The sequence below is a fragment of the Methanomicrobium sp. W14 genome, assembly GCF_017875315.1.
Taxonomy (GTDB): domain Archaea; phylum Halobacteriota; class Methanomicrobia; order Methanomicrobiales; family Methanomicrobiaceae; genus Methanomicrobium.
In genome coordinates this window covers 1-13,312 of sequence record NZ_JAGGMM010000002.1, presented here as the reverse complement: position 1 = coordinate 13,312, position 13,312 = coordinate 1, and the positions used below count along the sequence as shown (strand labels likewise).

Sequence of the window (13,312 nt, the reverse complement as noted above, 5' to 3'; positions counted from 1 at the left end):
CTTCTGACAGGGATTTAAATGGGAATAACTGAATAAAAACCCCTTTATTTCCACTGGAATTATGATAAATTTAATCTTAAATTAATATTGAGAAGATATTTTTCTATTAAATTTTTCTAAATGATTCATGGAGTGAGGTATATCTTTAATAAAATAAGTATATCTTTTTTAAGATAGTTACCTATTTTGGAAATTATCAATATTCTTTTCTTGTGCGCTATAATTATTGAATGCTGTCCGGCTGAAATCATGGTTATTTAAGTGTCTGTTCCAGGTTGATTTCATCATCCCACAGCCTGTTTTTGCGACTGAAAATGTGTACTCATGATACTTTTATCTTGAATGCAGTCATCATCTTTACTGAAACATAAATGAGTTGTACAATAATCGTTGGTGGCTTTTTTGGCGACGAAGGCAAAGGAAAGATCGTCGCTCACGTAGCACATAAAGATAAACCTTCAATAATATCACGCGGGGGGGTCGGGCCAAACGCCGGCCATACCGTAAAGGTAAAGGACAACGAATACGGTGTAAGGATGATACCTTCGGGCTTTGTGTACCCCGGCGCAAAGCTTCTTATCGGCAGCGGTGTTCTTGTAGATCCAAACGTTTTAAAGAATGAAGTCGAAAGACTGGGTGTAGAAGACCGTATATTTATTGACGCCAGGTGTGGTATAATAGAAGCCGAGCATATAGCCCAGGACAAGGGCAACGAGTATCTCTCCAAGAAAATAGGCTCCACAGGAACCGGATGCGGCCCTGCAAATGTCGCACGTGTGAACAGAACGGCAAAGCAGGCAAAGGATATTCCGGAGCTTAAAAAATACCTGACTGATGCAGCCGTCGAGATAAACTCCGCACTTGACCGCGGGGAAAACGTTATACTTGAGGGAACACAGGGTTTTGGCATATCGCTTTATTTCGGAACATACCCGTTTGTTACAAGCAAGGACACATCAGCCTCCCAGATCGCAGCAGACAACGGTGTCGGGCCGACGAGGATTGATGACGTAATAGTTGTGTTCAAGGCCTACCCGACACGTGTAGGCGAGGGTCCGTTCGGGACCGAGATGACACGTGAAGAGTCACACCGTCTTGGAATAGCGGAGTTCGGAACTGTTACGCACCGCGAGAGAAGGATAGGCGGGTGGGACGGAAAAATGGCAAAGTACTCGGCAATGATAAACGGGTGCACAATAGGCGCAATAACCGGAATTGATCATGTCGATCCCGAGTGCTTCGGCGCAACGGAGTACAGCCAGCTCACACCAAAGGCTCTGGAGTTTTTAAAGAAAGCTGAAGAGGATATAGGTGTACCTATAAAACTCATCTCTACAGGTCCTGAGATGAGCCAGATAATAGATATAAGATAAAAAGAAAAGAGGTGTCATTTAGGATGAGGATGTCAACTTACGATATACTGTGCTGTCCTGTGTGCAAAGGCGATCTGAAACTGACAGTAAAGAAGAAGGAAACGCTTGAAAGCGGCGAAGAGGACATAATAGAAGGGACTTTAAGCTGTGGCAGATGCATGGTCGATTATCCTATATCCGAAGGTATTCCTGACCTTTTGCCGCGCGAAAAAAAGGAATAAGACCGGTAAAACCGGTTTTTAATTGATGGAGGAATGTGATGACAGGCTATATTGTAAATGTAAACAAAAGGCAGATTAACTCAATTGAGGTTCCGGAAAAGGCTGAAGCTGAAGTCGGAGAGGATTTGGTGATGAAACTGATAAACCACGGCTCCCCACTTCATGTAACGGTTTCTGTCATAAACGCCAGAAGATTCACGCATTTCCTCCATGAAAATATTTACCTGAAGGATGAGATGGAGTTCAGGATTCCCATACTTTCGGCAGCCCCGACGGGAAGCTTTCAGGTTGAGGTTATAACCGGCTACGGGACTGTCAGGGAAACATTTAATGTGAGCGTAAGGGACAGGGAACTCGAGATACCCGACGTCACCGATGAGATTCCGTCTCCTGTCCCTGAAAAAAAGCATTATCTTTACCCTTTCACGATAATAGTCCTTGTTTTGCTTGGATGGGTTGCTTATATCGCAGGATATATGTATTACGGTAAAGTCCCCGGTTTTGCATCAATAATAATTCTTACACTGGCAGTAGTAGTAGCATGGCGTTGCCGGCCTTAATTCTTGTTTTATCGGTCATCGTCGACAGGATAACCGGTGACCCCCACAGCAGGTTTCATCCTGTTGCACTTCTCGGAAGTTTTATAAGTATATGGGGAAAGCCATGTCTGTACCCTGAGTACCTGCAGAGGTTTTCGGGTGTAATATTAGCTCTGTTTACGGCTCTTCTGTTTTCAACACCGTTTTATCTCTTTGAAAGGTATGCTCCGCTGGTTGTTTTTGTTGTCGGGGCGCCGTTTTTCCTTAAAGCATGCTTTGCCTGGAGGTCGCTTGAGGAGCACGTCAAAAGTGTGGAAAACGCTTTTATGACAGGCGGTGGAAGAAACGAGGTCCAGATGCTTGTTTCAAGGGATGCCTGTGTACTTAATGACGAGGAAATTCTTTCGGCCGCGTACGAGTCGATGGCGGAAAACCTCGTGGACTCTGTGGTGTCGCCTCTGTTTTATTTCACGTTTTTCGGTCTTTTAGGCGCCGCATTCTTCAGGGCTTTTAATACGATGGACGCAATGCTCGGGTATATGGACGAAAGGATAAGGCTTGGTTGGTTTTCCGCACGGACAGACGACGTTTTGAACTATGTTCCCGCAAGGTTCACAGGTCTTATACTTGTCCTCTATTTTGCGGTAAGAGGAAATTTGTCTTTCGCGTGGAGGACGTTTTTGCGTGACAGGAAAAAAAGGGGAGGTTTCAACGGAGGCATTCCGATGTCGCTTATAGCAGGCGGCTGCAGGACGGCTTTTGTAAAACCCGGAGTATATGTTATAGGAGAAGGAGAGAGAAGCCTTTTTGATGCACGCGGCGACATTTTGTCTGCGTTCAGGTGGACTGCCGGCATATCGGCGGTTATATTTGCATGTATTCTTATGGTTTCAGGAGAAGTGCTTTTCAGCATTATCTATACATTCTGAATATTTTTTTGGATTTCCTTAAATAAGAGTGATAAGAAAGTTTTTTGGATTTTATTTTTCTGCTCTGCTTTTTGGTTTTACAGATGTCCAAAGTCCTCTATTTCGATTATGAATGTCGTTCCGTTCTCCCGGATTACGTTCATCACACCTGAAAGCTGCCTGACGAGATTTATGATAAGGTTGAGCCCTATAGTGTTTTTTCCCTTAAGTTCGTCTTCAGATGGCATTCCGCAGCCGTTGTCGCTGAAGGTGAATATAATCTTTCCATCCGCTCTTTTGAGAGATATGAAAATTTGGTTGTCTTTTATCCCTGTTCCTTCTCCTTCAAAAGCGTGGCTTATGGAGTTTGAAACAAGTTCATTTACAAGAATACCGAAAGGCACGGAGTTGTCAAGGTCAAAGAAGACCTCATCCATATCATACTTTACACTGATATTTTCTTTTTGCCCGAAAGATGACAGTGACTCTGAAACGATTCCTTTTACATATTCGGGGATGTTTACTTTTGTAAAATTGTCAGACCTGTACATTATTTCATGAACAATGGCCATTGCGCTGATTCTGGACTTTGCCCCTTTTATATACATCAGGAGGTTTTTGTCGTCAGTACAGTATGACTTGAGGTCAAACAGGCTTATTATTATCTGGAGGTTGTTTTTAACCCTGTGGTGAACCTCTCTTAAAAGGATATTTTTCTGGTTTAGTGACAGTTCTAGCTCCCTTTTAATTGCAAGTTCGTCTGTTACGTCGGCACCTGTAGTAAGCCAGCCTTTTAAACTGTCGGAACTGTTTTTCAGAAGCACTGTGCTTAAATTAACGTCTTTTAATTTTCCATTTCTTGTCTTAGCCCTGCACCTGAAATTCAGAGGCGTCTGTTTACCTGACATAATGTAGTCCGAGAGAATGTCTTTTATTGTCTCCCTGTTTTCGTCGGTAAACATAAGATCAAAAAAATCCTTTCCAACAGCCTCTTCCTCTGCGTAACCGAACACTTCAAGCGATTTTTTGTTTATTTCCCGGATAATTCCATCAATATCACATGCTATAAAGATGACGTCAGCTATTGAAAAGTACATCTGTGCCCTGTCTCTTTCTGTTTTGAGGACATCCTGCGCTTTTGTGCATTTTTTGATATTCTCCCTGATGTTTTCGACCATAAGGTTGATGCTTTCTTCAAGTTTTTTAAATTCCAGAGCCCTTGTATCCCTTATTTTACGGTCAAGGTCCCCGCCTGAGATTACTGAAATGTCACTTACTATTCCTTCTATTTCATTAGAGAAGTGGCGTGAAATCAAAGCGGCGCATCCAAGGCATAGAAGTATGGAAAACAGGACTATCAGGACATACTGGGCGACAATGCTGTTTGTTAATGAAGCAATGGGACTGTCGTCAAGAGCCATTTCAACTATAAGGCTGTTGTCTGAGCCGTAAATTTTGCTTTTAAGTGGGACATAAAGATACCTGACAGTTTCTCCTGTGACAGGGTCTTTCACGTCCCTTCCGGTTCCGGATTCAAAGATCTCATTAAGAAGGGCAGAAAATTCAGCGTCAGGACTAAATGAATCGTTTTCAATCTCTCTTTTCAGGGTATCAAATATTCTTATATCTTTAATGTAAGGGCTGTTATTTGCGATTTTTTCTATGCTGTCAGTGTATTTAAGCTCCTTTCTGATGTTGTTGAAATTTTCGTCATAAAGGCTCATTTCAAGGATATATTTGTTGTCAGGCGTGGGCATGTAGCCGAATTTTTTATGTAGCCTGGTTTCTGACTCCGGCAAGACCCTTTCCGGGAAGAATCCTGAGGAGTTGATGATGTCGCTTAAGTATTTGATGTAGTAAGGGGTATATGTCCTGAAGTCCAGGCCTATACTGCCGGGGTTTGTGGAATGAGTTATCACATAGCTTTCGTTGATAATATATAGCGTAATGTCGTCGCCTGTCTTTTCCGCGACAGAGCTTAAGTTCATTTTATCGGGATTTCTGCCGCTTTTTTCGTATTCATCCATAAAATATTTGAAATCGGTTTCAAGCCTGTTGTTAAGCGACATGTCGTACATCTCAAGACCGCGGTTTATGAGGTCAGTATCATAGTATATACGTTCACAGACCTCATTTTGGGAGTGTACAGCATGTTCACGGATAAGCTGTACAGAATACATGAACCCGACGGAAATGGATGAGATTATTACTGCAAGTACAATGAGGATGATTGCGGTGAAAAGATAAAATTTGTATGAATGCAGTTTTTTTATATTTTCCGGCCTGTTTTTTATCTTCTTCAATTAAAAGGCATCCCCCAAATTCATCCGCGTCAGAACAAAAGAAGCAAACGTTCCATTACTTTAAAAATTATTTTAATTTGACTTAAATATTGTTGAAAAAGTATCTGCAATATTTTTGATTCCTTTATAATAAAAATGAAGGATTTCGGAATAGAACTCCCATATGGACGGTACGAACAGTGCCATGCCTCCGCCGGCGACAACTATCCCAAGGATTGTAAAGCTTATTCTTCCTATGACATTATGTGCCCAGTAAAAACTTTCGTATCCGGGGTATCCTTCTGATGCAATGTCCAGAAAATACGGAAACCACTGGTCGGAGTATGCGACTACAACGAATATGAGCCTTATAATGTTAAGCGCTGCAAGAGAGATTATTGCAAACAGACAGGCCAGAAATTTGCCGCGGCTGCTCCCTTTTGCACCGGCGGCAAGACCGACCATTACGGCGGTTCCGAGAACAGGGGTGCATGAAAATGTTATAATTACCGTATATCCTTTGCTAAGTATGGTGTCCCATGCCGATGCTGATGCGGGGTGCCCTATTGCGGCAAGTGCTGTTACTGTGTTGTCGACCTGCGCTGCTATGAGAAAATCAGAGACCGGGCTTAAAAAAGCGACTGCTGCATAAATTATAAAAGCGACTGCCGCAACGAAGTTGATTCTGAAGGCTGTTTTGTCACCTTTAAGTGAGTAGAGTATTGATACATAGAAGACCGGCAGCGAAAGTAAAGCCCCGAAAAGGTACACAAATTCGTTTTCAGAGAGATAGGAGGCTGTAATGCTGAAGAAGGACAATGCCAGAAATGTCCACCCGAATGCCCCGAAGTACTTTCTTAGTCCTGTCGGAACTGTGAAGAGCACAAATGATATGAGCGAAAGGGTAAGGAACAAATCAGCCATTTAATGTTAAACCAACCACTTATTAGCCAATAAAATATGCGGATCGGTTTTTAGGCACGACTTGCGCATTTTACGTGAACTGAATATATTTTATTTCACCTCTCATCCGCTGAACGCTTTTTTTGATTTGATACCGAACTCTTTTTTGTATGTCCTTATAATGTCCATTATAAACTCCTTCAGGTCAGGGTTCAGTTTAAGCAGCGCCAAAAGGAGTATTATGATAGTCAGAAGAGATAAGCCGAACTCAGATATGACGTTGTGCGCCCAGAAAAAACTTTCATAACCGTACTGTCCGTTTGACGCGATTTCAGGTAAATACGGAAACCACTGCTCAGTGTACGCGAATATCACGAACAGGTTTCTGATAAAGTTCATTATGACAACGGTGAAAACGACGACAAATGCCGATATCAGCTTCTGCACATAAGTTGACGAAACAGCTGCTATAACTCCCGCCATTATTGCAATGGCCTGAATTCCGGTACACCCAAGGATAATTTCCACCCTGAATATGTCATGCATGAATATGTTCCATTGCGGCATGGAGTAGGAAAATCCAAGCAAATCGAGAATTGTCTGAAGGACAAAGACGTTTGCATATATCAGGAGGTTTCCGAGCTGATCGATGTACGCGAAGGGTGCGTATATAATAAACGCAAAAGCCGCACCTTGCGTTACCCTGTTAACGGTAGCGTTTTCTTTCATCAGAAGTTTAATGGTTGCGTAAAGGGCCGGGAGAGAGACTAGAGCTATTAGAGGATATGCAAAATTATTTTCATGGATGTATCCGGGGAAATCCGAGAATATCATTGCAACAAGGCAGATCCATCCCAAGGCCCCAAAATATTTGCTGAAGCGCCATTTCACAAGAAAAAGTATATATCCGCAGAGTGAAGCCGCAGCCAGAAATTCCTCTATCAAGTTATCACCATAATGTCTTTTTTTGTTGGGCAAAAATATTTACTGATGAACGGATTTTTAATGCGTTAAGCTGGTCTCTTTTTTTAATGTTTTAAGTCAGACAGGTTTTTAGATTATTTTTCCGGTGAATGTATGGCTTTTTTATATTTTATTTTATTGAAAACTCCATGTATGTCCGTCAGATTAGGAATTAAAGCAGGATTCTCTATCGTATCGATATTGCATATCACTAAAGGAACCATTAAGTGCTATTAAAATTAAAAATATCCGTTACAGGATGAAAGTTATGTCAAGACAGATTGAGGAGAGCAAAAGGGAACTGGCCCGGGTTATGGAGCTTTTAAAAGAAGAGCCCAGAGGGCTCAGTATAACCGATATATCCAGGCTTCTGAATATGAACCGCAATTCGGTCTCAAAATATCTTAATATGCTCCTTATATCAGGACACGTGGACATGCGAAGCATTGGAGTAGCGAAAGTATATTTCCTCTCGCACCGTGTTCCGATATCGGCGATGCTTGATTTTTCATCTGATGCGATTCTTGTTTTGAACGCTGATCAAAGGATAGTCCAGGTAAATGACAACTTCCTTCTCTTCACCGGATATGATCGCGATGACATAATGGGCGTACGCCTTCCGGATTCTTCACTGCCGGTCGTCTCCAATGCGGTTGTCTTAAGGTCAATAACCGAACTTTTGCGAGGTTCTGCTGATGCAAAGGAGATTGAATGGGAAGATGACCAGGGAAAATATTTTTTTATGGTCAAGCTTATTCCGACAGTTTTTGATGACGGAAGTCCCGGAATTACCATAATACTTGAGGACATAACCGAGGTAAGGAAGGCTTTAAAGGACAAGGAGCGCCTGATTGACGAGATACATCTCCGTGTGAGAAACAATCTCCAGACAATATCCAGTCTTTTGAGAATTCAGGCGGCGGGTATAGAGGACCCGTCAATAAAAGACGTTATGAATGAGGCTGACAGGCGCATACTTGCACTTTCGCTTGTACATAAAAATCTCCACCAGTCTTCGGACCAGCAGCATGTAATTGCTTCAGGCTACATTGAAAACCTTGTAGAAGACCTCAGGAAGTCTATGGACGTGCCTGCCGGTATCAGGGTTATCGTTGACGCCGGTGATGTTCTTATCCCGTTTGAGGTGGCGGTACCTTTCGGACTTTTGATAAATGAACTTCTTACAAATGTTTTCAAGCATGCATTTTCCGGTAAAAACGAGGGAGTAGTCAGAATCTCTCTTGTTAAAATTGGTGAAGACTCTTTCACGCTAAATTTTTCGGATAACGGGAAAGGTCTTCCGGAGGGATTTGACCCCTATACCACGAATTCGCTTGGAATGAGCCTTATCAGAAATCTTATTGAAAGGCAGATGTCAGGTAATATGAACGTAAAATCCGGCAAAGGGACTCATTTTGATATAAAGTTCCGGGCCGACGGAATATAAAAAAGAGGCTAACTGGTTATTATGAAAAATGGTGTAAAGGTTCTCATCGTTGAGGATGACGCGATAATATCGATGGATATAGAGCAGAGGGTAAAAAAGTTCGGCTGTGAGGTTTTAGGCGTTGTAGACAGGGCGGAGAAGGTTTATTCGAGAATTAAGGAAAAACTTCCGGATATAGTGCTCATGGATATAAACATCAAGGGTGAGTCTGATGGCGTATCGGTTGCAGAGAAGCTTTTGGAAGACTACAGCATTCATGTCATATATATAACTGCATACTCGGATATGAGCATGAAGGAGAGGGCTATGAAGACCGAACCTTTAGGCTACCTTGTGAAACCTATACGCGAATCAGAGCTTGTGGAAATGCTCGAATACGCTATAACTAAAATTGATACGTGAATTTTTTTATTTTTTCAAATCAAAAAAATTCTTTTTCCGGACTGTTTCTTTTAATTTTTAAGTATCTCCTTTATAATTTCCATTGGCATTGTGGTCATTTTTGCTATCTCTTCAGAACTTTTACCTCCTTTTTCAAGCCTTTTTACGCAGACGTCCATTCTTTCGCCGACTTCTATCATGTGTCCGTCGGGGTCCAGAAACCTTACTGTGAGCTGGCACCACGGCTGTTCTATGGCGTCATGGACAAATTTCGTACCGGATAATTTCAGGACGGCAACGGTTTCTTTCATGTCTTCGGTTTCGTAGTAAAGCTCAAGGGACTTTTTTGTACTGAAATCCTCGTCAAAATTTTTTTTGAATATTACATTTCTTCCGTAATTTCCGTCCCATAATGCAAGTCCGCTCTCAAATCCGATGTTTATTCCAAGGTCAAGAGATATTTTTTCGCCCATTACTTCAGTGTAGAATTTCTTCGATTTTTCTACGTCTTTTACGAACAGGACGGTTGAATGAAATGAGAATGGCCTTTTTGAGGTGTTCGTGTCTTCTTTCATATTTAGTTTTAGAAGACACTTCTGTACTATTTAATATTAATACCGGGCAAAACGAAAGTAAAAAAAGTTGAGATTGTCTTATTTCAGAGAGAATCGTCGCCGATAATCTCTTTAACTTTTTCAGGATTATCCGATATCCACTTTGCGGCGGCATCTTTATCAGACATCCCGTTTTCTATGTCAAACATCACAGAGTTCATGTCAGAAGGCTCCCAGTAGAAGCGTTTCAGGATGGAATAGACCTTTGGATTGTCTTCAAAAAGACCTTTTCTTGCAAGAGATCCGATATACTCTTCTCCGCCAAAGACACCTTTCGGGTCGTCAAGATACTTCAGATCGAATCTTGCAAACATCCAGTGGGGAGTCCACCCGGTGACTACGATGGATTCGTTCTCCTTTATGGCCTTTGTAAGCTGTGCTGTCATTCCTGCACTGCTGCTTGAAAGAAGAGTGTAATCCAGACCATATTCGTCGATTGCCTTTTCAGTGGTTGACATTATCCCTGCACCGGGCTCTATTCCGGTTATGGTCTTGTCAAATTCGTCTGAAACCGAGTTCAGTTCATCGATAGAACTGATATTAACGTATGAGGGGACGACAAGTCCTATCTTTGCGCCGTCGAGGTTGTGACCGACGAAGTCTATGTCGTCACCGAACTTCTCCCAGTAGTTTGCCTGTGTTGTGGGAAGCCAGGCGGATATTGAGAGGTCAACGTCACCGCCTGCAAGCGCCTGGTAGAGAGGCCCTGCATCAACTGCGACAAGTTTAACATTGTAGCCTGCTTTTTCGTAGATCTGTTTGAGAACTTTAGTGCTTGCAATTTCTGAATCCCAGAGTACATACCCGATTTTTATACTGTCTTCAGGCTGTACTGCTGTTGCAGTGGCATTGCCGGAAGTCTGCCCGGACGGTGTGTTTCCCGTACACCCTGCAACCAGAATGATAGAAAAGAGAACAACAATACCGGCAACCAAAAATTTAATCTTTTTTTCCAACAAGTTATCACTTCCTTGTGGCATTTTAACGAAATGACGAAGCTAAATTCATGCTCCGACAAAAAAATACCTGATAAGAGAACCGCAGGCTTTACGGCCCTCCCCGCTTCACACTTTATCGTGAACTATATTTAGTGGTTTCGGGTTTTTCTGCTTTTTAGTTTTTAATGATATTTTGCGTGATTCTGTCAAGAATTATGGCGATTATGACTATTGCAAGGCCTGCCTCAAAACCTCCTCCGATGTCTACTCTCTGTATCCCTTCAAGGACGTTGAGCCCGAGTCCTGCCGCACCTATCATTGATGCGATGACGGTCATAGAGAGAGCCAGAAGTATACACTGGTTGATTCCCGCCATTATAGAAGGCATTGCAACCGGAATCTGGACTTTGACAAGTTTCTGCATGGGCGTTGCACCAAAAGAGTCCGCGACCTCGTTGAGTTCTTTAGGAACCTGCCGTATGCCCAGGTTCGTCAGGCGTATTGCAGGGGGAATGGCAAAGATTATCGTTGCTATAACTCCCGGGACATTTCCGAGGCCGAAAAAGATTACTGCCGGGATAAGATACACAAACGAGGGCATAGTCTGCATGAAATCAAGCAGTGGGCGTATCATTCTATTTGAGTAATCGTTTCGCGAAGTGTGTATTCCTACAGGAATTCCTATTACAAGCGCTATCAGAGACGAAGTTATTACAAGGGCAAGTGTCTGCATTGCCTCTTCCCATAGTTCAAGGTTCAATATCAGAAGAAGACCTGCTGCTGTAAGTATTCCGGCTTTATATGACCTTTTTGACACGTACCAGGCGGCTATTGCGATTATGGCGATAAGAATTACCGGGGGAATAAAAATCAGGATGTCCTGAAGGCCGTTTATGAAATAATTGATGCCATAGCTTATTGCGTCGAAAAACCAGCCCAAATAGTCTTCGATGACATCTACGAGGTATGCTACGGCGTCTCCTATCGGAATCTTCGGGAAAAAATTTTCTGCTGCCATATCACAGGACCTCCATACGTGCCATCGCGGCTAAAAGTGAGCCTTTAACTATAATTCCTTTTATCCTGCCGTCTTCGTCAAGAACTGCGACAGGAAGAGAGGAGTCTGCAAGGACAGGAATGATGTCTGAGACCTGGGTTGTTACATGGACCGTGGGAATATCCCTTTTTACAATATCTTCAAGTTTTTTTCCTGTCTTTTTCGCCTCTGTTGCGTCTTCCGCCATAATAAGGCCTTCGTATTTCCTTCCCCTGGATACTGCAAATACGCTTGATATCCCAAATTCCACCATGTAATGAAGAGCATTGTTTGGCCCCGAATCTATGCTTACAAGTGGCTCGGGATTTTTCATGATGTCCGATGCGGTAAGTATCTTTACCATGTTTACGTCTTCGACAAATTTCTTAACGAATTCATTTGCAGGATTTGTCAAAATATCCTCTGAATTACCAATCTGGAGGATTTCACCGTCTTTAATGAGCCCTATTCTGTTCCCAAGCTTTAAAGCCTCGTCAAGGTCGTGAGTGACAAAGATTATCGTCTTCTGAAGCTTCTCCTGCAGGGTCAGGAGTTCGTCCTGCATATCACGCCTTATGAGGGGGTCAAGTGCACTGAAGGCTTCATCCATGAGAAGTATCTGCGGGTCTGATGCAAGAGCTCTTGCAAGGCCGACTCTCTGCTGCATTCCACCAGAGAGTTCTGAAGGCATACTGTTTTCATAGCCAGAGAGGCCCACAAGCTCAATTGCCCTTTCGGCCTTTATCTTTTTTTTGTCTTCAGGTTCACCCTGGATATCCAGACCGAATGCAGCGTTTTCAAGGATGTTTTTGTGAGGGAGAAGTGCAAAAGACTGAAAGATCATTGCGATTTTGTGACGTCTGAGTTCTATCAGCTGTTTATCATCAAATTGCTGGATATTTTCTCCGTCTATTATGATGTCCCCGGATTGTGGAGTTATAAGGCGGTTTATGCATCGCAGAAGGGTTGATTTTCCACATCCTGAAAGACCCATAAGAACAAAAATTTCACCGGATTTTACGTCAAACGAGATATTTCTCAGGGCAACGTTCTGGCCGGTTCTCTCAAAAATTTCTTTTTTTGAAAGGCCCTCACTGATATATTTTTTCGCTTTTTCAGGTTTGGGCCCGAATATTTTGGTAAGATTTTTTACTTGTACTACTGTACCTGCGGGATATTCGTTTCTTTTTTCTTCATCCACGAATATCTCTCCTTAAAAATCTGATTAAAGTCATCCATTTATACCCTTTAAAGGTCTTTTTTCAATGTGTGGTAAGTCTTTTGATTGCCGGATTTCAGATATCAGAGCTTTAAATTTTCTAAAAACAGATATTTGTAAACGATTTCACATTCAATGAGATAAAATAACATTATCCGTATTTTAAAGAGATATTTATAGAAATTATCTCATTTAAGAGATTTATTGCTATTTTCGGAAAAATCCGGAAAATTTTTTCATCAGTGTAAGGTTATTTTTTTATGCGGGGGGTTGGCAGAAAAATGCGATACAGCAGAGAAAAAAATTCGGGTCGTTTGCGCGATGTGGGAAATTTAAGTAAAAAACCTTCAGATAACGGTTATTGAGGGTGGTGTGTGCGTGCAATATTGTTGAAAATGTGCAACAAATAGGGAAGGTTTATAAGTTGCAAAAGACCACATTGTAAGGCCGAAGTATTCAGGTGAAAAAGGCACGAAAGGGCCTTAAAT

Annotated in this window: 13 protein-coding genes; 6 read left to right on the top strand and 7 right to left on the bottom strand. The window is 42.2% G+C overall.

Annotated elements, in window-relative coordinates; all coding sequences use genetic code 11:
• The first annotated feature begins 371 nt into the window (after positions 1 to 371).
• From J2128_RS05960 to cbiB, 4 genes are read left to right on the top strand one after another with little or no spacing between them, the layout of a single operon-like run.
• The gene (locus J2128_RS05960; protein ID WP_209690237.1) at positions 372 to 1,373 is read left to right on the top strand and encodes an adenylosuccinate synthetase; all 1,002 of its coding nucleotides are present in this window, start codon (positions 372 to 374) and stop codon (positions 1,371 to 1,373) included.
• Between the two features lie 23 nt (positions 1,374 to 1,396).
• Entirely contained in the window at positions 1,397 to 1,594 is a 198-nt protein-coding gene (locus J2128_RS05955; RefSeq protein WP_209690236.1) for a methytransferase partner Trm112, read from the top strand.
• Between the two features lie 38 nt (positions 1,595 to 1,632).
• Positions 1,633 to 2,154: a hypothetical protein gene (locus J2128_RS05950; RefSeq protein WP_209690235.1), complete on the top strand. Its 522-nt coding sequence runs from the start codon at positions 1,633 to 1,635 to the stop codon at positions 2,152 to 2,154.
• Positions 2,136 to 3,062: an adenosylcobinamide-phosphate synthase CbiB gene (gene cbiB / locus J2128_RS05945; RefSeq protein ID WP_209690234.1), complete on the top strand. Its 927-nt coding sequence runs from the start codon at positions 2,136 to 2,138 to the stop codon at positions 3,060 to 3,062. The genes J2128_RS05950 and cbiB overlap by 19 nt, the downstream gene beginning before the upstream one ends.
• Before the next feature lie 77 nt (positions 3,063 to 3,139).
• Here cbiB and J2128_RS05940 read toward each other — a convergent pair whose 3' ends face one another.
• From J2128_RS05940 to artA (J2128_RS05930), 3 genes are all read right to left on the bottom strand, one after another.
• Positions 3,140 to 5,344 (bottom strand): sensor histidine kinase, encoded by a 2,205-nt coding sequence (locus J2128_RS05940; RefSeq protein ID WP_209690233.1) that lies wholly within the window; start codon positions 5,342 to 5,344, stop codon positions 3,140 to 3,142.
• Between the two features lie 72 nt (positions 5,345 to 5,416).
• Positions 5,417 to 6,247 (bottom strand): archaeosortase A, encoded by an 831-nt coding sequence (gene artA, locus J2128_RS05935; protein WP_209690232.1) that lies wholly within the window; start codon positions 6,245 to 6,247, stop codon positions 5,417 to 5,419.
• Positions 6,248 to 6,349: 102 nt separating this feature from the next.
• A complete protein-coding gene (gene artA / locus J2128_RS05930; protein ID WP_209690231.1) occupies positions 6,350 to 7,171 on the bottom strand; it encodes an archaeosortase A in 822 nt (273 codons plus the stop codon).
• Positions 7,172 to 7,457: 286 nt separating this feature from the next.
• Between artA (J2128_RS05930) and J2128_RS05925 the strand changes: the two genes are divergently transcribed.
• Complete coding sequence (locus J2128_RS05925; protein WP_209690230.1) at positions 7,458 to 8,636, top strand: sensor histidine kinase; 1,179 nt, start codon at positions 7,458 to 7,460, stop codon at positions 8,634 to 8,636.
• Positions 8,637 to 8,657: 21 nt separating this feature from the next.
• Positions 8,658 to 9,038: a response regulator gene (locus tag J2128_RS05920; RefSeq protein ID WP_209690229.1), complete on the top strand. Its 381-nt coding sequence runs from the start codon at positions 8,658 to 8,660 to the stop codon at positions 9,036 to 9,038.
• 50 nt (positions 9,039 to 9,088) lie between these two features.
• Here the strand turns inward: J2128_RS05920 and J2128_RS05915 are convergent, their stop codons facing one another.
• From J2128_RS05915 to J2128_RS05900, 4 genes are all read right to left on the bottom strand, one after another.
• On the bottom strand, positions 9,089 to 9,592 hold the full coding sequence (locus J2128_RS05915; RefSeq protein WP_209690228.1) for a VOC family protein: 504 nt from the start codon (positions 9,590 to 9,592) through the stop codon (positions 9,089 to 9,091).
• Positions 9,593 to 9,675: 83 nt separating this feature from the next.
• Entirely contained in the window at positions 9,676 to 10,587 is a 912-nt protein-coding gene (locus tag J2128_RS05910; RefSeq protein WP_245323443.1) for a glycine betaine ABC transporter substrate-binding protein, read from the bottom strand.
• A gap of 157 nt (positions 10,588 to 10,744) precedes the next feature.
• Positions 10,745 to 11,587, bottom strand: a complete 843-nt coding sequence (locus J2128_RS05905) for a proline/glycine betaine ABC transporter permease (RefSeq protein WP_209690226.1) — start codon at positions 11,585 to 11,587, stop codon at positions 10,745 to 10,747.
• 1 nt (position 11,588) lies between these two features.
• The gene (locus J2128_RS05900) at positions 11,589 to 12,806 is read right to left on the bottom strand and encodes a glycine betaine/L-proline ABC transporter ATP-binding protein (protein ID WP_209690225.1); all 1,218 of its coding nucleotides are present in this window, start codon (positions 12,804 to 12,806) and stop codon (positions 11,589 to 11,591) included.
• Positions 12,807 to 13,312 lie beyond the last annotated feature (506 nt).